This window comes from Streptomyces chartreusis (assembly GCF_008704715.1).
GTDB lineage: Bacteria > Actinomycetota > Actinomycetes > Streptomycetales > Streptomycetaceae > Streptomyces > Streptomyces chartreusis.
Window position 1 is genome coordinate 6,403,689 of record NZ_CP023689.1, and the last position, 18,429, is coordinate 6,422,117.

Genomic DNA, 18,429 nt, shown 5'->3' on the forward strand with positions numbered 1-18,429 from the left:
GTCAGTCACCTGCCTGGATCAGTCCGCCCCGGCGCCGCATCAGCAGCGCGGTGAACGCCATGGCGAGGGCGAACAGTACGAGTGCGACCACACAGGCCGAGCCGTAGTCGAAGCGCTGGAAGCCGAGGTTGTAGACGAGCTGGGGGAGGGTGAGGGTCGACTTGTCGGGGTAGCCCGGCTCGAACTGCTGGCCGGAGCCGCCGATGATGCCGGAGGCGACCTTCCCGGCCACCAAGGGCTGGGTGTAGTACTGCATGGTCTGGATCACGCCCGTGACCACGGCGAACATCACGATCGGCGAGATGTTCGGCAGGGTGACGTAGCGGAACCGTTGCCAGGCGGAGGTCCCGTCCAGCTCGGCGGCCTCGTACTGCTCCTTCGGTACGTCGAGCAGCGCGGCCATGAAGATGACCATGAGGTCGCCCACTCCCCACAGCGCGAGCGAGGTGAGGGCCGGCTTGGACCAGGCGGGGTCCGTGAACCAGCCGGGGGTCGGCAGACCCAGGCTGTCGAGGACCGAGTTCACCGGCCCGGTACCGGGGTTGAGGAGGAAGACGAAGGCGAGGGTCGCCGCGACCGGCGGGGCCAGGTAGGGCAGGTAGAACAGGGTCCGGAAGACGCCCGTGCCGGTCTTGATCTTGGTGATCAGCAGGCCCACGCCGAGGCCGAAGACCACCCGGCAGGTCACCATCACCAGGACGAGCCAGAGCGTGTTGCGCAGGGCGGGCCAGAACAGCGGGTAGTCGTTGAAGACGTAGGCCCAGTTGCCCAGGCCGCGGAACACCGGTGTGCCGAAGCCGTCGTACTTCATGAAGGAGAAGTACACGGTGGACACCAGCGGATAGGCGAAGAAGACGCCGAACCCGATGAGCCACGGTGACAGGAAGGCCACCGTCCGAAGCGCCGACCTGCGGCGCTTCGCGCGGAGAGTGTGCGTGGACATCGGGAGGCTACTTCGCCTGCTCGATGTCGGTGTCGATCTGCTTCGCGGTCTTCTCCAGACCGGCCTTGAGGTCCTTCACCTTGCCGGACTCGTACTGGTAGCCGAAGTCCTGGAGCGTCGTCTGGTACGTGGAGCCGTTGACGGAGGCCGGCGGCGTGTTCGAGTGCGGGTTCTGGGCGATGTCCAGGAACGTCTTGAAACCGGGGTCGACCTTCAGGTCGGGCGACTTCAGCGCCTCGAACGTGGAGGGCACGTTGTGGATGGCGTTGGCGAAGGAGACCACGGCCTGCGTGTCGGTGGTCAGGTACTTCACCAGCTCCCACGCCGCGTTCTGCTTCTCGCTCTGCGGGGCGATGCCGATGATCGTGCCCGAGAGGAAGCCCTTGCCGTACTCGTCGGCCTCGTCGTCGGCGACGGGCATCGGGGCGGTGCCGATCTCGAAGTCGACGCCGGCGTCCTTCGCCATCCCGAGCCGCCACTCGCCGTCGAGCTGCATGGCCACCTGCCCGGTCTGGAACGGGTGCTTGGCACCCCACTCGTCACCGAAGGTGTTGCGGTACTTCTCCAGCTTCGCGAAGCCGCCGAGGTCGTCGATGAGCTTCTTCTGGTACGTGAACATCTCCGCGAACGCCGGGTCCTCGGCGATGCTGGACTTGCCGTCCTTGTCGAAGTAGGCGTGGTCCCACTGGGACATGTAGTGGTCCACGACCGTCTCGTAGCCGTGGTACGTCGGCATGAACCCGAGCTGCTGGTAGCTGTCGCCCTTGTTCACGGTCAGCTTCTTGGCGACCTGCGCGAACTCCGACCAGGTCTTCGGCGGCGACTTGATGCCGGCCTTCTCGAAGGCGTCCTTGTTGTAGTAGAGGCCGTAGGCGTCGCCCAGCAGCGGCAGGGCGCAGCGGGTGCCCTCGAACTGGGTGTAGTCCAGCATCGGCTTCGGGATGAGCTTGTCGAGGTCCAGCTTGGACTTCTCGATGAAGGGCTTCAGGTCGAGGAAGGCGCCGGAGGAGCAGAACTTGCCGACGTTGGAGGTCGTGAACGACGACACCACGTCCGGCCCGTTCGAACCGCCCGCGCGCAGCGCCTGGTTGAGCTTGTCGTCGTTGATGTTGCCGACGACCTTCACCGTGATGTTCGGGTGCGCCTTCTCGAACGCGTCGACGTTCGCCTGGATCGCCTTGACCTCGGCGGGCGCGCTCCAGCCGTGCCAGAAGGTGATCGTCGTCTTGGCGTTGGGGTCGTCGTTCGCGGCGGACTCCGACGAGCCGGTACAGGCCGTGGCGAGCAGGGCCAGGGAGGCGGAGGCGGCGAGCGCCGCGGCGGTCTTCCGGGATGCTGAGGGTATGACTTTCCAGGACTTTCCGGGCATGGCGAGGTCTCCCAGGGGCGGGACGGGGTGGGTGAAGGGAAGGCGGTGGGTGAGGCGGGAGGTGGGTCGAGGAGGTGAGTCGAACGGGGCGGGCGGTCAGCGTGAGGTGTTGAAGACCTCGTCGCGCGTGGTCGCCAACGCGCTCTCCAACGCGCCCCGCAGCACTGGGTGTTCATGTACGTCGCCGACGACGAGCCGGGGCCTGGACGCGGCCAGTTCCTCCAGCTCGGACTGGACGAGGGCACGCAGCACCTCGCCGCCGGCGGTCAGGGAGGCGCCGCTGAGGACGACCAGTTCGGGGTCGAGGACGGAGACCAGGGAGGCCAGACCGGTGGCCAGCCGGGTCGCGTAGGTCTGCAGGAGCAGCCGGTTGAGGGCGGTGTCCTCCCGGGCGGCCCGCTCGACGAGGGTGGCGGCGGCCTCGGCGTACGGCGTCGACGGGACCGACGACATGCCGATCTCGCGTGCGAGGCGCGGGATGGCCTGGGAACCGGCCAGTTCCTGGTAGCCGCCGCTGTTGGCCTTGGTCACCTGGCGGACCAGGGGCGTGCCGGGAACAGGCAGGAAGCCCACCTCGCCCGCACCGCCGGTCCAGCCGCGGTGCAGCCGGCCGCCGAGGACCAGGGCGGCACCGAGACCGCCCTCGTTCCACAGCAGCACGAAGTCCTCGTGACCGCGGGCCGCGCCGAGCCGCTGCTCGGCCACCGCCACGAGGTTGACGTCGTTCTCGTACTCCACCGGCATCGGCAGGGCCGCCGCCAGTTCGTCCAGGAGCGCGGGGGTGTGCCAGCCGGGGAGGTGGGAGGCGTAGCGCAGCCGGCCCGTGTTGGGGTCGAAGGCGCCGGGGGTGCCGATGACGAGCCGGTGGACGTCGTCGCGGGCCAGTCCCGCCGCCTTCACCGCGCCGTCGAGCGCGTCGGTGACCTGCCGGACCACGGGCTGGGCGGGGCGTCTGCCGGGGGTGGGCAGTTCGTACGACCCGACCGTGCGGCCCGTGATGTCGGAGACGGCGGCGAGGATGCGTTCGGGGGTGACGTCGAGCCCGGCGGCGTACGCGGCGGTCGGGTTGACCTCGTACAGCTGGGCGTTGGGGCCGGGGCGGCCCTCCGTCGTGCCGGTCGCCAGGACGAGGCCGGCGGCCTCCAGGCGGGCCAGCAGCTGGGAGGCGGTCGGCTTGGACAGGCCGGTGAGCTTGCCGATCCGGGTGCGGGACAGCTGTCCGTGCTCCAGGAGGAGGTCCAGGGCGGCACGGTCGTTCATGGCGCGCAGGACGCGCGGGGTGCCCGGCGTACCGGCGGTTCCTGCCATGGTGTCGACACCTGCCTCTCGGCTGACCAGCTTCTCAGCGATCTACGACGGAAGTCCATCCAAGGTCACTGTTAGGAAAGTTTCCTATTCGCTGCGGAGGAACGTAAGCCCGGCGGGAAGTCGGCGTCAAGAGAGGTGGTCCGGCAGGCAACCGAGTCGTTACTTGAGGGCGCCGACCCGCCGATCGTGCTCATGCCATGGGAGCAGAAGGGGCGTCGCCAGCAACAGGGCGCCGGCGAGGGCGATCGCCGTGCGCGGGCCGGTCAGGGCCGCCAGCCATCCCCACAGCGCGGTGGTCGCAGCGGTCGCGGTCCTGGTGCTGATCGACCACGCGGCGAGGGTGCGGGTGACGCGGTCCGGCGGGGTCATCTCCAGGCGGGAGGTGGCGAGCACGGGGTTGAAGACGCCGGCGCAGGTGATCAGGCCGAACTCCACGGCCATGACCAGGAGGAGGCCGGGGGTGCCCGGGCCGACGAGGGCCAGGCCGACGGGCCAGCAGGCGCGCAGGGTGCCGGCGGCGAGCAGGATCCGGCGGCTGCCGTGCCGGGCGGTCAGACGCCGGGACAGCCGCGAGCCCAGCAGGCCGCCCAGGCAGGGCACGGCGAAGGCGAGGCCGTACTGCCAGGGGGCGAAGCCGAGCGGGCCGAGCATGAGGACGGCGAGCAGCGGAGCCGACGCCATGATCAGGGAGTTCACCAGGACGGTGTTGAGGAACAGCGGGCGCAGGGTGGGCTCGGCGAGCAGATGCCGCCAGCCGGCCCGCAGGTCCCGCGCCCGGGGCCGCTCTGAGGGGGAGTCAGGAGGGGACGCCATCCTTTCCTCGCCGCCGATCGCCCTGATGCCGAGTGCCGAGAGGAGGAAGCTCACTGCGTTCGCCAGTACCGTCGCCATCGGGCCGAGCATCCCGAACGCCGCGCCGCCCAGCGGCGGGCCCAGTGCCGTGGCCGTCCACATCGTGGCCTCGAAGCGGCCGTTCGCCACGAGCAGGTCCCGCGGCGGCACGAGGGACTTCAGATACGCGCCGCTCGCCGCGTTGAAGGTGATGTCCGCCGCGGCCACCGCCACCGACACCAGCAGCAGTTGCCCGAGATCGAGCGCGTCCAGCGCGAACGCGACGGGCAGGCTCAGCAGCGCCGCGCACCGGATGAGATCCGCCGCGACCATCACCGGCCGCTTCGGGCGGAACTCCACCCACGCCCCGAGCGGCACCGCCAGCGCCGCCCCCACCGCGAGCCCCGAGGCCGCCAGCAGCGACACCTCGGTCGCCCCGGCGTCCAGCACGACGACCGCGAGCAACGAGAACGCGTCGAAGGCCAGCCACGTCCCGAGCGAACTGACCGCGTAGGCCGCCCACAGCCACCCGAACCGCCGCCCCAACGACCGCCCGCCCGCCACCGCCCACCACCCCGCTCACCCGCGACCGCCCTGCCGGACCGGGCCATCAAAGCCAGGTGGACGCGCGCGGATCAAACAACCGAGGGGCCGGGCCGTACAACCGGCGGATGTACGCCGTCGCGCAGGCGGCAGCCGGGGCTCGGCGCGCGCAGAAAAAGAGGGGCTCCCGGCGATGCCCGGAGCCCCTCTGTCGCGTCCCGCCTACTTCGTCACGCTCGGCGGCGTCAGCGGTGTGGCCGCCTGGGACTGGGGCGAGGTGGTGTTGGAGTAGGCCGAGGGCGCGGCCATGCCCGCCGTCGGGTCGGCCGAGCTCGCCTCCTCGACCAGGACGGGAGCGCGGCCGACGATCGGGATGTCGGCGGCGTCGAAGGCGCGCTTGATGCGCCAGCGCAGTTCGCGCTCCACCGTCAGGGCCTTGCCCGGCATGGTCTTCGCCGAGACGCGGACCACCATGGAGTCCAGCAGCACGCTGTCCAGGCCGAGCACCTCGATCGGGCCCCACAGCAGCTCGTTCCAGGGCTCTTCCTTGCTCATCCGCTCGGCGACCTCGCCGACGACCTCCCGGACCCTGTCCAGGTCCTCCGAGGAGCGGACGGTGACGTCCACGCCGGCCGTCGACCAGCCCTGCGAGAGGTTGCCGATGCGCTTGACCTCGCCGTTGCGGACGTACCAGATCTCGCCGTTGTCGCCGCGCAGCTTCGTCACGCGCAGGCCGACCTCGATGACCTCGCCGGAGGCCACGCCCGCGTCGATCGAGTCGCCGACGCCGTACTGGTCCTCGAGGATCATGAAGACGCCGGAGAGGAAGTCGGTGACCAGGTTGCGGGCGCCGAAGCCGATCGCCACGCCCGCGACACCGGCGGACGCCAGCAGCGGGGCGAGGTTGATCTCGAAGGTGGCCAGAACCATCAGGGCGGCCGTGCCCATGATCAGGAAGCTGGCCACCGAGCGGAGCACCGAGCCGATCGCCTGCGAACGCTGACGGCGCCGCTCGACGTTGACCAGCAGGCCGCCCAGAGCCGTGCCGTCCACCGCCTGGGCGGTGCGGTTCATCCTGTCTATGAGCTTGGTGATCGCCCGCCGCACGAAGACTCTCAGCACTCCCGCGATCACCAGGATCAGCAGGACCCGGAGGCTGATCGCGAGCCAGGTGCTCCAGTTCTGCTCGACCCAGCTCGCGGCCTCGGCCGCGCTCTCGTGGGCGTCCCGGATCGAGGGGACCGCCGGGGTCGTCGTCTCCGAGGGCGTCGGGGACGGGTCGGCGGCCAGTAGGACGGCGGACAGGGACACGGCAGGTACCTCCAAGCGGCCCGCCCCATCGGTCAGCGGTCAAGGTCGGTCAAGGTCACGAAAAGGTCACCGGCGGGGCAGGCCCACCACACTATCGGGGCATCGTGTGTGGATCGTCGCCATGTTCGAGGGAGGAAACGTGCCTACCTGGGGATGAACTGGTGGGATGAACCGTTCATCGTCCGGGGGATGAATGAGATGTGGTCGAAAACACTCCCAGCCCGTTACCGGGACATGGTGGCGCTTTCACCAGGCAAGAGGGGAGACTGACTACAGATCGTCCCGGCGCGAGCCACGCGCCGCCGACGCCCAAGGAGGCATCCGTGCCGCATGTCCTGGTCCTCAACGCGTCGTACGAGCCACTCGGCGTCGTACCGCTCCGCCGCGCGCTCGTCCTCGTCCTCGAGAACAAGGCCGTATGCCTCGAGGAGTCCGGCGCCTTCATGCACAGCGCAACCGTCACAGTCCCCGCACCCAGCGTGGTCCGGCTCAAGCGATTCGTCCGGGTTCCCTATCGGGGGCCCGTTCCTCTTACCCGCAGGGCGCTCTTCGCCCGCGACGGGGGCCGGTGCATGTACTGCGGTGGCGTCGCAACCAGCGTCGACCATGTCATTCCGCGCAGCCGCGGGGGCAAGCACGTCTGGGACAACGTGGTGGCGTCGTGCCGCCGCTGCAACCACGTGAAGGCCGACCGACACCTCTTCGAGATCGGCTGGCGGCTGCGCCACAAACCCGCTCCACCCACCGGACTCGCCTGGCGCATCATCGGCACCGGGCATAGGGACCCGCGCTGGTTGCCGTACTTGCAACCATTCGGCGCGGACGACGCCATGGCCCGGATCGACGGCATTTCCGCCTGACGACCCGGGCTTTCGCACACCTGGAGGACGGCGCGCGTGCCACCGGCCCCGGGGGTCCCCCGTGCCCTCGGGGCCGGACGGCTGCCCGGGTGCGCGACGGCAGCACGGACGCCGGCTCAGGCGTACCGCAGCTCCGCGGGCCGGACCGAGCGGCGCAGCAGCGGCAGTGACATGGCCGCGGCCAGCAGGCAGGCGGCGTACACGGCCACCGGGACCAGCACGGGCAGCAGCGGTACGGGTCCGACCGCGTCGTCGATCAGCTCGGCCCAGCCGGCGTAGATCGCCGTGCCGCCGGCGCCCGCGAGCAGCACCGCCGGGGCGAGCGGCAGCGCGGTCTCCAGCAGCAGCGCCCGTCCCAGCACGCTCTGCGGCACGCCCGCCGCGGCCTGCGCGGCCAGTCCCCGGCGACGGGAGGCCAGCGACTCGGCCGTGCCGACGGCCAGGGCCGACAGAGTCAGCGCCAGCGCGAGCAGGATCGCGGCGCCGGTGAGGTCGAGGCCGGTGGTGTAGTACGCGTTGCGCTCGGACAGCTGGGTGGTGCCGTTCACGATGTGCAGCATCACCGCGCGGATCCCGGCGAAGGCCGTACCGACGACCGTCACGAGCAGTACCGCGGCATGGGTGCGGGCCGTCGCCCACGGGTCGTCCCGCAGTCGCTCCGCCGCGATCAGCAGCGCGGGGCGCTGGGCGCGCGCGGCCAGAGCGGTGCCGAGCCGCCGCGAGGACCAGCCCGCCAGCCAGACGGCCGCGGCGCCGAGCAGCAGACTCGTGGCGAACACCGTCAGCGGCCCGAGGGCGATGCCGAGCCGGTTGCCGCGGTACGTGTTCAGACCGACGTAGGCGGCCGGCACCACCAGGAGCACGGTCAGGGCGCCGAACACCCTCCCCGGCCCCCGGGTCGGGCGCACCCGCCGTACCCAGCCCAGGGGCGAGGCCACCACGCGGCGCAGCGCCAGCGCGCTCACGGCCGCGCCGAGCACCGGGACGGCCACGGCGACGAGGGCCACTCCGACCCAGGCCAGGGGCTCGGGGTGCTGCCACAGGCTCAGCAGGAGGGGGACGGAGACCGCCGTCGCCAGGGCCGACCCGGCGAGACAGGCCAGCCCCGCCTCCAGCGCCGCGATCCGCCGCACCTGAGCGGGCGTGGCACCCGCGAGCCGCAGTGCCGCAAGGCGCCGGTCGCGGTGCACGGCCCCCACGCGGGCGCACTGCCCGAGGAACCCGAGCACCGGCACCAGCAGCATCAGCAGCGTGACCATCACGCCCTGGCGGTCACTGGCGGCATCGAGGAGTCCTGAGCCGACCGACACCGAGTAATGGCCCCTGATCGAGGCGATCGTCGCGAACGCGAGCCCGATGCCGGTCGCGAGGGCCGCGCCGACCGCGGTGAGCGCGACCCGCCACCACTCGCGCCGGTCCGATCCCCGGGTGAGCAGCCAGGCCAGCCGGAGATCGGTGCTCATACCCCCACCTCCAGCGGCAGCACGGCGCCGTCCGCCAGCCGGACCTCGCGGTCCGCGTACGCCGCCACCTGGGCGTCGTGGGTGATCAGCAGTACGGCCGTGCCCGACTCGCGGGCCGTGTGCGTGAGCGCCGACATCACCTGCTCGCTCGCCAGGGAGTCCAGGGCCCCGGTCGGCTCGTCCGCGAAGACCACCTTCGGGCCGGTGACCAGGGCCCGGGCCAGGGCCACCCGCTGGGCCTGGCCGCCGCTCATCTCGCCGGGCCGCAGCTCCTCCTGGCCGCGCACCCCGAACCGCTCCAGCCACTCACCGGCACTGGACTGCGCCTCCTGCCGCCGGGCACCGCCGAGCAGCAGCGGCAGCGCCACGTTGTCCAGGGCCGTCAGCTCCGGGATCAGCTGCCCGAACTGGAAGACCACCCCGAACTCCGTACGCCGCAGCTCGCTCAGCCGCCGCTCGGGCAGCCGGTCGAGCCGCTCGCCGCCGTACGTCACCGCGCCGGAGTCCGGGCGGACGATGCCGGCCAGGCAGTGCAGGAGCGTGGACTTCCCGCTGCCGCTCGCGCCGGTGACGGCGAGGATCTCGCCGGGCCGCAGCTCGACCGTGGCGCCGCGCAGGGCCTCGGTCCTGCCGTGCGCCTTGACGAGGTCACGGGCCGCCAGAAGCGGTACCGCGCCGTCCTCTTGGTTGCTCATGCTGGGTCGACCTCCGCGGTCAGGGTGATGAGCCGGGCCGCCGTGGTCGTCATCCAACGGAGGTCGGCGTCGAGGTGGTTGAGGGCGTAGTCCGCCGAGAGCACCGACGCGAGATCGGCGCCGGGCGCGGTCTTGAGGGCCGTGAGCTCCCGCATGCGTGTCATGTGGGCGGCGCGCTGGGACAGCAGATAGGCGTCCGGGTCGCCGCCGGACAGGATCGACACGACGACCTTGGCGAAGATCTCGTTCGTCACGAACGGCGCCGGCGGCGCGATCTCGCCCGCCCACTGGGCCAGTTCGCGCGCTCCGTCGTCGGTCGTGCGGTACATCGTCCGCTCGGGCCCGCCGTCGGAGTCGGTGCCGTCGACCTCGGCGAGTCCGTCGCGGACCAGCCGTTGCAGCGTCGTGTAGACCTGCCCGTAGGCCAGCGGGCGGGCCTGCGGGAAACGTTCGTCGTGGCGTCGCTTGAGGTCGTAGCCATGGCTCGGCCCCGTCGCGAGCAGGCCCAGCAGGATGTGACGGGTGCTCATGGCGATCATTATGTACTGAGTACATGTACTGAGTGAATAGTCGGCGTCGAAGTGATCAGGGGAATCCTCGGTCGGTGGAACAGAATGTGATGAGGGGCACGTTGTTGGACTCTGTACGTCTGCCGTCGCGCCTGCTGGGTAGGGCTGCGGTATCCCGTACGCCGCACCATGAAGAGGAGGCCCCCGTGGCAGCATCGGCACACCTTCTGCTCCCGGCCCAGTCCAAACCTGAGGCGCCCATCGAGCCCGAGATGCACGACTGCGTCTTCAGCGCCGAGGGCGCCTGCGTCGAGACCCCCCTGACCAGCGAACCACCCCTCCCCGACTTCGAGCCGCTCACCAGCGAGCCGCCGCTCGCCGACGCCGCGCCGCTGACGAGTGAGGCGGCGACCTGGGACCTGGGTATGGACACCGGTATGGACATGGACTGCACGAGGCCGTAGATGACAGCGCAGCGGTCGGCCGAAGCCTGTGCTGAAGGGCCCGAAGGCTCTGCGGATCTCCCTTCCGACGCTTTGACGCGCCTCGCCGAGCTGCACGGCGTGGCCACCTCCTTCCAGCCGTCCGCCGACCGCACCGTCACGGCCTCCGCGACCGCGCTCACCCGCGCCCTGGCCGCCCTCGACGTGGACACGAGCACACCTGCCGCCGTCGCGGCCGCGCTCGCCGCCCGGGACCGGGAACTGCGGGAGCGGCTGCTGCCGCCGACGCTGGTGAGCTGGAGCGGGGCCGAACCCGAGGCACTGGCCGCACTGCCGTCCGGCACCCGGCTGCGCGTCGAGACCGAGCAGGGCGAGACCCGGACCGCCGCCGACCGGCTCCCGCCCGGCGTCCACCGGCTGACCGCCACGACACCGGACGGCCGTACGACGACCAGTCATCTCGTCGTCGCCCCGCCCCGCCTGCCCACCCCCACCGGACGCTCGTACGGCATCCTCGTCCAGCTCTACTCCCTGCTCTCGCGCCGCTCCTGGGGCATGGGCGACCTCGGTGACCTCACCGAACTCGCCACCTGGGCCGGCCGGGCGCTCGGCGCCGGATTCGTCCAGGTCAACCCGCTGCACGCGGCCGTACCCGGAACCCCGACCGACCCCTCGCCCTACCGTCCGTCCTCCCGCCGCTTCCCCGACCCGGTGCACCTGCGGGTCGAGGACGTGCCCGAGTTCGCGTACGTCGAGGACCGCACACGGGTGCGGGCACTGCTGGAACGGGCCGGGCGGCTGCGCGAGGCGGTGCTGGAGAAGGGCGCGCTGATCGACCGGGACGCCGTCTGGGAGGCCAAGCGCGAGGCGCTGGAACTCGTGCGCGAGGTACCGCTCGGGCCCGGGCGGCGTGCCGCGTACGTCGACTTCCTCGCCCGGGAGGGCGACGCGCTGGAGGACCACGCCACCTGGTGCGCGCTGGCCGAGGTGCACGGCTCGGACTGGCAGCAGTGGCCGGAAGGGCTGCGGGACCCACGGTCGCCCGAAACCGCCCGCGCCCGCACCGAGTTGATGGACCGGATCGACTTCCACTGCCGGCTCGCCTGGCTCACCGACGGCCAGCTCACCGCCGCCCAGCGGGCCGCCCGGGAGGCCGGGATGCCGGTCGGGATCGTGCACGACCTGGCGGTCGGAGTGCACCCCGGGGGCGCCGACGCCTGGGCGCAGCAGGAGTACTTCGCGGCCGGCATGTCGGTCGGCGCGCCACCTGACGCCTTCAACGCGCGCGGCCAGGACTGGGGGCTGCCGCCCTGGCGCCCCGACCGGCTCGCCGAGTCCGGGTACGAGCCGTACCGCCGCCTGCTGCGGGCCCTGTGCCGCTACGCCGGCGCCCTGCGCATCGACCACGTCATGGGGCTGTTCCGGCTGTGGTGGGTACCGCAGGGCCAGGCGCCGACGGAGGGGACGTACGTCCGCTACGACGCCGAGGCCATGCTCGCGATCCTGGTGCTGGAGGCCGAGCGGGCCGGCGCTGTGGTCATAGGGGAGGACCTCGGCACGGTCGAGCCGGGCGTGCGGGAGGCGCTGCGCTCGCGGGGCGTGCTCGGCACCTCCGTGCTCTGGTTCGAGCGGGACTGGGACGGCGACGGACGGCCGCTGCCGCCGGAGTCCTGGCGCGCCGACTGCCTCGCCACCGCAACCACCCACGACCTGCCCTCCACCGCGGCCCGCCTCACCGGCGAACACGTCGAACTCCGCGACAGCCTGGGCCTGTTGACCCGTCCGCTGGAACAGGAGCGGGCGGAGGCAGCGGCGGACACGGGGGAGTGGCTGGAGCTGCTGTCCCGGCTGGGGATGCTGCGGGGAGCGCACGGCGGGCACTGCGCCTCGGAGGAGGAGGCCGAGATCCAGGCCGTCCACCGCTTCCTGCTGCGCACCCCGGCCCGGATGATCGGCGTCTGGCTCCCCGACGGCGTCGGAGACCGCCGCCCGCAGAACCTGCCGGGCACCTGGGACCAGTACCCGAACTGGCGCCTGCCGATCGCCGACGCGGACGGGAAGCCGGTGACCCTGGAGGAGCTCGCGGGGTCGTCCCGGATGTGGGGGCTGGTCGAGGTGCTGCGGGGCGGGATCGGGCCGCAGGAGTGACGCGGCGACGGGCGTGCGGTGGCCCGCGTCCGGCCGGGGCGGGCCTCATACGGCACCCCGGGCGCGCGGGCCTTCGCGTCGTTCGATACTTTTGGCCCCGTGGACAAGAAGAACGCCCTGCGCGCCGGCGCCCTGGCTGCCGGTACGACGCTGATGATGCTCCTGATGTCGTCCCCCGCGCTCGCGCTCACGCGTGACGACGGCGACGACCCCGGTCAGGGCCTGTCCGTCATCGAGACGGTGGCCCAGTTCGTCATTGCCCCGACCGTGATCTTCTTGGTCATCGTGGGCCTCGTGATGGTCCTGGACCGCTCCTCGGACCGCCAGCCGAAGACCAAGGCCAAGGCGAAGGCCTGACAAGGCCGGGCGAAGGCCCGACCCCGATCAGGGCGTCTCCCGCCTGATCCCTGCTTCCGTCGAGGGCGCCTGCCCCGTCGTGCGTACGCGCATCCGCCGTATGCACGACGAGGCCGGCGCCCTCGACGCGTTTCCGCCCCCGGAGGCCGCTCTCGCGCAGGCCGCTCTCACGCGGGATGCGGCGCCGTCAGATACCGCTGCACCGTGGGCGCCAGCCAGGCCACGAGTTCCTCGGGGGCCAGCGCCACGGCCGGCGGGAAGCGCAGCACATAGCGCGTGAGGGCCAGTCCGAGCAGCTGTGAAGACGCCAGCGCGGCCCGGGCCGGGGCCTGCTCGGGGTCGGGGCACACCCTGCGGGCGAGCGGCAGCAGCTGGTCCGCGAAGATGCCCTGCATGCGCTCGGCGCCGGCCTGGTTGGTCGCGCCGACCCGGAGCAGCGCCGTGAGGACCTCGTTCTCCTCCCACATGCCGAGGAAGTGCGTCACGAGCGCCCGGCCGACGTCCTCCCGGCTCAGTGCCCCCGGCGCCGGCAGCTTCAGATCGATGGCCATGGCCGCCGCGAAGAGGCCCTCCTTGTTGCCGTAGTAGCGCATCACCATCGACGGGTCGATGTTCGCGTGCTTGGCGATGGCGCGGATGGTGGCGCGCTCGTACCCGTCGGCCGCGAAGTGCTCGCGGGCCGCGTCGAGGATCGCCGTGCGCGTGGCGTCGGAACGGCGGGGTGGGGCGGGGGGCGGGGAGCTGCTCTCGTTCATGCCCACAACCGTAGGTCAACAGATGTAGGCCAACAAGTGTTGACAGCTCCGATCGACCCTCCTAATGTTGCCAACAAGCGTTGACCAACAACCGTTGGCAAACAATGGTTGGCAAACAATCGTTGGCAGGAGGCCACCATGACCGGCACCGTCTCCCCGCACCCCGTGATCGTCGTCGGCTCCGGCCCCACCGGCCTTCTCCTGGCCGGTGACCTGGCCGCCGCCGGAGTCCCCGTCACCCTCGTCGAGCGACGCCCCCGCAAGATCAGCAACCTCTCCCGGGCCTTCGGCGTGCACGCCCGCACCCTGGAGCAGCTCGACGCCCGCGACCTCGCCGACGAGCTGATCGCCACCGGCAGCACCATCACCGGGCTCCGTCTCTTCCGCCGGCTCTCCCTCGACCTGGGCACGCTGCCGTCCCGCTTCCCGTTCCTGCTCATCACCCCGCAGTACGAGGTCGAGCGGCTGCTGGAGCGGCGGGCGCGCGAACTCGGCGTGGAGTTCCGGTACGAGAGCGAGGTCGTGGGGCTGCGGCAGGACGCCGACGGGGCCGACCTCGACGTGCGCGGCGCTGATGGGAAAGTCGTCACCCACCGCGCGGCCTACGTCGTCGGCACCGACGGCCACCGCAGTGCCGTACGCGAGGCGCTCGGCCTGCCCTTCCCCGGCACCTCGGTCATCAAGTCGCTGATCCTCGCCGACGTCCGGCTCGCCGAGCGGCCCGACAGCGTGCTCACCGTCAACGGCGCGGGCAACGCCTTCGCGATGATCGCCTCCTTCGGCGACGGCTGGTACCGCGTCATGGGCTGGAACCGCGACCACGAGGTCCCCGACGACGCCCCGCTCGACCTCGACGAGGTCAAGGAGATCGCCCGGCGGGCCCTGGGCACCGACTACGGCATGCACGACGCCCGCTGGCTGTCCCGGTTCCACAGCGACGAGCGCCAGGTGCCGCGGTACCGGGTCGGCCGGGTCCTGCTCGCCGGCGACGCCGCGCACATCCACTCACCGGCCGGCGGCCAGGGCATGAACACCGGCCTCCAGGACGCGGCCAACCTCGGCTGGAAGCTCGCCGCGGTCGTCCAGGGCCGGGCGTCCGACGGCTTCCTGGACACCTACGAGGCCGAACGGCACCCCGTCGGCAAGGCGGTGCTGCGCAGCAGTGGCGGGCTGGTCCGCCTCGCCCGGGCGCACCAGCCGGCGGTGCGCGCCGTACGCGCCCTCGTCTCCGCCGTCGCCAACATCGCCCGGCCCGTCCGGACGAAGGCCCTCGCCCAGATCTCGGGCATCGGCTACCGGTACCCCGCCCCGCGCGGCGCCCACCGCCTGGTCGGCACCCGCGTCCCGGACGTGGCGCTGGAGAGCGGGCGGCTGTACGAGGCGCTGCGCGGCGGACGGTTCGTGCTGATCGCTCCGCGGGCGCTGCCGGAGCCGTACGGGATCCGGGCCGGCCGCGAGGACCTGCCGGCCGTCGAGCGCTGGGCGGGCGGGAGCCGTACGACCGTGCTGGTGCGGCCCGACGGATACGTGGCCTGGGCGGCCGAGGACGCGGACGCCGCGGCGATCGAGAAGGGCCTCACCTTCCGGTTCGCCTGACGTGGGGTCGCGTACGCGCGAGGGGCGCCCGGTGCCGTGGCACCGGACGCCCCTCGCCGACGTGTCGGCCTCAGTGACGAGCCGTCACTCCGCGGCCGCGTCCGCCTCCTGTGCCCGCAGCGCGCGCTCGACGCCCGCGCGGGACTCCGAGACCAGACGGCGCAGGGCCGCGTTCGGCTGTGCCGCCGACAGCCACTCGTCCGTCTTGCGCAGGGTCTCCTCGGAGATCTGCAGCGCCGGGTACAGGCCGACGGCGATCTGCTGGGCGATCTCGTGGGAGCGGGAGTCCCACACGCCCTTGACCACCTCGAAGTACTTGTCGGTGTAGGCGGCGAGCAGTTCACGCTGGTCGGTCTGCACGAAGCCGCCGATCACCGCTTCCTGCACGGCGTTCGGGAGCTTGTCGGACTCGACGACCGACGCCCACGCCTCGGCCTTCGCCTCGGCGGTCGGGCGGCCGGCACGGGCGGTGGCGGCGTGCCGCTCACCGGCGGCGGTCCTGTCCCGCTCGTACTCGCCGGCGATCTCCGTCTCGTCGAAGCGGCCCACCGCCGCGAGACGCTGCACGAACGCCCAGCGCAGCTCCGTGTCGACGGCCAGGCCCTCGATCGTCTGGGAGCCGTCCAGGAGCGCGTCCAGCAGGTCCAGCTGCTCCGGCGTCCGGGCCGCCGCGGCGAACGCGCGCGCCCACGCCAGCTGGTGGTCGCTGCCAGGCTCCGCCGCCCGCAGGTGCGCCAGCGTGGCGTCCGTCCAGCGGGTCAGCAGGGCCTCCCGGGTGGCGGGAGCGGCGTACAGCTCGATCGCCAGCTTCACCTGCCGCTGGAGCGACTGCACGACACCGATGTCGGACTCCTTGCCGATGCCCGACAGGACCAGCGAGAGGTAGTCGCGGGTGGCGAGCTCGGCGTCCCGCGTCATGTCCCACGACGACGCCCAGCACAGGGCCCGCGGCAGCGACGCCTCGAAGTCGCCCAGGTGCTCGGTGACGACGGCGAGGGACTGCTCGTCCAGACGGACCTTCGCGTACGACAGGTCGTCGTCGTTGAGCAGGATGACGTCCGGGCGGCGGGTGCCCACGAGCTGCTGCACGGGGGTCAGTTCACCGTCGACGTCCAGCTCGATGCGCTCGTCGCGCAGCAGCTTCCCGGAGGTCTCGTCCAGGTTGTACAGGCCCACCGCGATGCGGTGCGGGCGCAGCGTCGGCTCGCCCTGGGCGCCCGCCGGCAGGGCCGGGGCCTCCTGGCGGATCGCGAAGGACGTGATCACACCGTCGGCGTCCGTGGCGATCTCGGGCCGCAGGATGTTGATGCCCGCGGTCTGCAGCCACTGCTTCGACCAGGTCTTCAGGTCACGGCCGGAGGTCTCCTCCAGGGCGCCCAGCAGGTCGGTCAGGCGCGTGTTGCCGAACGCGTGCCGCTTGAAGTACGCCTGCACGCCCTTGAAGAACTCGTCCTGGCCGACGTACGCCACGAGCTGCTTGAGCACGGAGGCGCCCTTGGCGTACGTGATGCCGTCGAAGTTGACGAGCACGTCGTCCAGGTCGCGGATCTCCGCCATGATCGGGTGCGTCGAGGGCAGCTGGTCCTGCCGGTACGCCCACGTCTTCATCTGGTTCGCGAACGTCGTCCACGCCTGCGGCCAGCGCGTCCCCGGAGCGTGCGCCTGGCAGGCGATGGAGGTGTACGTGGCGAACGACTCGTTCAGCCACAGGTCGTTCCACCACTCCATGGTGACCAGGTCGCCGAACCACATGTGGGCCAGCTCGTGCAGGATGGTCTCCGCGCGGCCCAGGTACGCCGCGTCCGTCACCTTCGAGCGGAACACGTACTGGTCGCGGATGGTCACCGCGCCCGCGTTCTCCATCGCGCCCGCGTTGAACTCCGGCACGAACAGCTGGTCGTACTTCTTGAACGGGTACGCGTAGTCGAACTTCTCCTGGAACCACTCGAAGCCCTGCCGGGTCACCTCGAAGATCGCGTCCGAGTCCAGGAACTCGGCCAGCGACGGACGGCAGTAGATGCCCAGCGGCACGCTCTGGCCGTCCTTCTCGTACACGCTGTGCACGGAGTGGTACGGGCCGACGATGAGCGCGGTGATGTACGTCGAGATGCGCGGCGTCGGCTCGAAGGACCAGACGTTGTCCTTGGGCTCCGGGGTGGGCGAGTTGGAGATGACCGTCCAGCCCTCCGGCGCCTGCACGGTGAACTGGAAGGTGGCCTTCAGGTCGGGCTGTTCGAACGAGGCGAAGACGCGCCGGGCGTCGGGCACCTCGAACTGGGTGTACAGGTACGCCTGCTGGTCGACGGGGTCGACGAAGCGGTGCAGGCCCTCACCGGTGTTGGTGTACGCGCAGTCGGCGACCACCCGCAGGACGTTGCGGCCCTGGAGCAGGCCGGGCAGGGCGATCCGGGAGTCGGCGAAGACCTCGGCGGCGTCCAGCGCGTCGCCGTTGAGGGTCACCTCGTGGACGGTCGGAGCCACGAGGTCGATGAAGGAGTCGGCGCCGCTCTCAGCGACGTCGAAGCGCACCGTGGTCACGGACCGGTAGGTGCCGCCCTCCTGCGCGCCGGAGAGGTCGAGATCGATCTCGTACGAGTCAACGGTGAGCAGCTTCGCCCGCTGCTGCGCCTCTTCGCGAGTCAGGTTTGTGCCAGGCACGCGGTCATCTCCTCGATATGTGTCGGTTGCGTCATCCTTCCACGGGACGTGACCGGAACGCGATGTCCGTTGACCGCCGGTGAGCTCGGCCCTCGCGCGTGAGGCTGGGGGCATGACGATCCGCCGTGCACACCCCATCGATCCGGCCGCCCTCAAGGAGCTGCGCACCGCCGACGACGCGGGCCGCCGCATGCGTCCCGTGACCGACGAGGAAGGCGGCGCGCCCCTGCGCTGCTGTCTTCGCCGCAGCGCCCCCGGCGAGCGCATCGCCCTCGTCTCGTACGCTCCCCTGCGCCGCTGGGCGGCCGGTACGGGCGTCGATCCCGAGGCGTACGACGAGCAGGGCCCGGTGTTCATCCACGCCGAGGAATGCGGGGGACCCGACGGGCACGGCCTGCCCTTCGCGAACGCCCACCGCACGGTGCGCCGCTACTCGGCCGACGGCCGCATCCTCGGCGGCCGGCTCGTGGAGTCGGGGGCCTTCGAGGACGCGTTCACGGCGGCGTTCGCCGACCCCGAGGTGGCGCTGCTGCACGTCAGGGCCGTGGAGTACGGGTGCTTCCTGTACGAGGTGCGCCGGCCCCGCTGAACGCGCCAGGGGCGCCCACCGGTGAGGGTGGGCGCCCCTGCGCCGGGTACG

At 71.7% G+C, this 18,429-nt stretch carries 16 protein-coding genes; 6 read left to right on the forward strand and 10 right to left on the reverse strand.

Going from position 1 to position 18,429, the window contains the following annotated elements:
- Position 1: 1 nt before the first annotated feature.
- The 5 genes from CP983_RS28195 to CP983_RS28215 all read right to left on the reverse strand — a co-directional run bounded on the left by CP983_RS28195 (position 2) and on the right by CP983_RS28215 (position 6,305).
- Complete coding sequence (locus tag CP983_RS28195) at positions 2 to 943, reverse strand: carbohydrate ABC transporter permease (RefSeq protein WP_107905442.1); 942 nt, start codon at positions 941 to 943, stop codon at positions 2 to 4.
- Between the two features lie 7 nt (positions 944 to 950).
- The gene (locus CP983_RS28200; RefSeq protein ID WP_176577095.1) at positions 951 to 2,312 is read right to left on the reverse strand and encodes an ABC transporter substrate-binding protein; all 1,362 of its coding nucleotides are present in this window, start codon (positions 2,310 to 2,312) and stop codon (positions 951 to 953) included.
- Between the two features lie 96 nt (positions 2,313 to 2,408).
- Positions 2,409 to 3,620 carry an ROK family transcriptional regulator gene (locus CP983_RS28205; RefSeq protein WP_150502595.1) on the reverse strand — a complete coding sequence of 404 codons (1,212 nt, stop codon included), beginning with the start codon at positions 3,618 to 3,620 and terminating at the stop codon, positions 2,409 to 2,411.
- Positions 3,621 to 3,779: 159 nt separating this feature from the next.
- Entirely contained in the window at positions 3,780 to 5,015 is a 1,236-nt protein-coding gene (locus CP983_RS28210) for an MFS transporter (RefSeq protein WP_150502597.1), read from the reverse strand.
- A gap of 201 nt (positions 5,016 to 5,216) precedes the next feature.
- Positions 5,217 to 6,305, reverse strand: a complete 1,089-nt coding sequence (locus CP983_RS28215; RefSeq protein WP_125529142.1) for a mechanosensitive ion channel family protein — start codon at positions 6,303 to 6,305, stop codon at positions 5,217 to 5,219.
- Between the two features lie 323 nt (positions 6,306 to 6,628).
- Between CP983_RS28215 and CP983_RS28220 the strand changes: the two genes are divergently transcribed.
- Positions 6,629 to 7,165, forward strand: a complete 537-nt coding sequence (locus CP983_RS28220; protein WP_016435120.1) for an HNH endonuclease — start codon at positions 6,629 to 6,631, stop codon at positions 7,163 to 7,165.
- A 116-nt stretch (positions 7,166 to 7,281) separates the two neighbouring features.
- Here the strand turns inward: CP983_RS28220 and CP983_RS28225 are convergent, their stop codons facing one another.
- Genes CP983_RS28225 through CP983_RS28235 form a run of 3 tightly spaced genes read right to left on the reverse strand, consistent with a single transcriptional unit; the run spans position 7,282 to position 9,853 of the window.
- Complete coding sequence (locus CP983_RS28225; protein WP_150502599.1) at positions 7,282 to 8,628, reverse strand: FtsX-like permease family protein; 1,347 nt, start codon at positions 8,626 to 8,628, stop codon at positions 7,282 to 7,284.
- A complete protein-coding gene (locus CP983_RS28230; RefSeq protein ID WP_150502600.1) occupies positions 8,625 to 9,323 on the reverse strand; it encodes an ABC transporter ATP-binding protein in 699 nt (232 codons plus the stop codon). Before CP983_RS28230 ends, CP983_RS28225 begins: the two co-directional genes overlap by 4 nt.
- On the reverse strand, positions 9,320 to 9,853 hold the full coding sequence (locus CP983_RS28235; protein ID WP_125529145.1) for a PadR family transcriptional regulator: 534 nt from the start codon (positions 9,851 to 9,853) through the stop codon (positions 9,320 to 9,322). The genes CP983_RS28230 and CP983_RS28235 overlap by 4 nt, the downstream gene beginning before the upstream one ends.
- 185 nt (positions 9,854 to 10,038) lie before the next feature.
- On the opposite strand from CP983_RS28235, the gene CP983_RS28240 reads away from it, so the two are divergent.
- The 3 genes from CP983_RS28240 to CP983_RS28250 all read left to right on the forward strand — a co-directional run bounded on the left by CP983_RS28240 (position 10,039) and on the right by CP983_RS28250 (position 12,780).
- Complete coding sequence (locus tag CP983_RS28240; protein ID WP_107905435.1) at positions 10,039 to 10,296, forward strand: hypothetical protein; 258 nt, start codon at positions 10,039 to 10,041, stop codon at positions 10,294 to 10,296.
- Positions 10,297 to 12,423, forward strand: coding sequence for a 4-alpha-glucanotransferase (gene malQ, locus CP983_RS28245; protein WP_150502602.1), 2,127 nt, complete (start codon positions 10,297 to 10,299; stop codon positions 12,421 to 12,423). It begins immediately after the preceding gene.
- Positions 12,424 to 12,522: 99 nt separating this feature from the next.
- Entirely contained in the window at positions 12,523 to 12,780 is a 258-nt protein-coding gene (locus CP983_RS28250; protein WP_107905433.1) for a hypothetical protein, read from the forward strand.
- A 167-nt stretch (positions 12,781 to 12,947) separates the two neighbouring features.
- Here CP983_RS28250 and CP983_RS28255 read toward each other — a convergent pair whose 3' ends face one another.
- Positions 12,948 to 13,535, reverse strand: a complete 588-nt coding sequence (locus CP983_RS28255) for a TetR/AcrR family transcriptional regulator (RefSeq protein WP_150502604.1) — start codon at positions 13,533 to 13,535, stop codon at positions 12,948 to 12,950.
- Between the two features lie 138 nt (positions 13,536 to 13,673).
- On the opposite strand from CP983_RS28255, the gene CP983_RS28260 reads away from it, so the two are divergent.
- Positions 13,674 to 15,131 carry an FAD-dependent monooxygenase gene (locus tag CP983_RS28260; protein ID WP_150502606.1) on the forward strand — a complete coding sequence of 486 codons (1,458 nt, stop codon included), beginning with the start codon at positions 13,674 to 13,676 and terminating at the stop codon, positions 15,129 to 15,131.
- Between the two features lie 84 nt (positions 15,132 to 15,215).
- Here the strand turns inward: CP983_RS28260 and pepN are convergent, their stop codons facing one another.
- Positions 15,216 to 17,789 (reverse strand): aminopeptidase N, encoded by a 2,574-nt coding sequence (pepN, locus tag CP983_RS28265; protein WP_125528520.1) that lies wholly within the window; start codon positions 17,787 to 17,789, stop codon positions 15,216 to 15,218.
- A 112-nt stretch (positions 17,790 to 17,901) separates the two neighbouring features.
- Here pepN and CP983_RS28270 point away from each other — a divergent pair, with 112 nt between their 5' ends.
- Complete coding sequence (locus CP983_RS28270) at positions 17,902 to 18,378, forward strand: DUF1203 domain-containing protein (RefSeq protein ID WP_150502608.1); 477 nt, start codon at positions 17,902 to 17,904, stop codon at positions 18,376 to 18,378.
- Positions 18,379 to 18,429: the final 51 nt, after the last annotated feature.

Bases quoted from the DNA above. Each gene is read 5' to 3' on its own strand.
- CP983_RS28195 (WP_107905442.1), bottom strand. From the start codon at position 943: ATGTCCACGCACACTCTCCGCGCGAAGCGCCGCAGGTCGGCGCTTCGG.
- CP983_RS28200 (WP_176577095.1), bottom strand. From the start codon at position 2,312: ATGCCCGGAAAGTCCTGGAAAGTCATACCCTCAGCATCCCGGAAGACC.
- CP983_RS28205 (WP_150502595.1), bottom strand. From the start codon at position 3,620: ATGGCAGGAACCGCCGGTACGCCGGGCACCCCGCGCGTCCTGCGCGCC.
- CP983_RS28225 (WP_150502599.1), bottom strand. From the start codon at position 8,628: ATGAGCACCGATCTCCGGCTGGCCTGGCTGCTCACCCGGGGATCGGAC.
- CP983_RS28230 (WP_150502600.1), bottom strand. From the start codon at position 9,323: ATGAGCAACCAAGAGGACGGCGCGGTACCGCTTCTGGCGGCCCGTGAC.
- CP983_RS28235 (WP_125529145.1), bottom strand. From the start codon at position 9,853: ATGAGCACCCGTCACATCCTGCTGGGCCTGCTCGCGACGGGGCCGAGC.
- malQ (WP_150502602.1), top strand. From the start codon at position 10,297: ATGACAGCGCAGCGGTCGGCCGAAGCCTGTGCTGAAGGGCCCGAAGGC.
- CP983_RS28255 (WP_150502604.1), bottom strand. From the start codon at position 13,535: ATGAACGAGAGCAGCTCCCCGCCCCCCGCCCCACCCCGCCGTTCCGAC.
- CP983_RS28260 (WP_150502606.1), top strand. From the start codon at position 13,674: ATGACCGGCACCGTCTCCCCGCACCCCGTGATCGTCGTCGGCTCCGGC.
- CP983_RS28270 (WP_150502608.1), top strand. From the start codon at position 17,902: ATGACGATCCGCCGTGCACACCCCATCGATCCGGCCGCCCTCAAGGAG.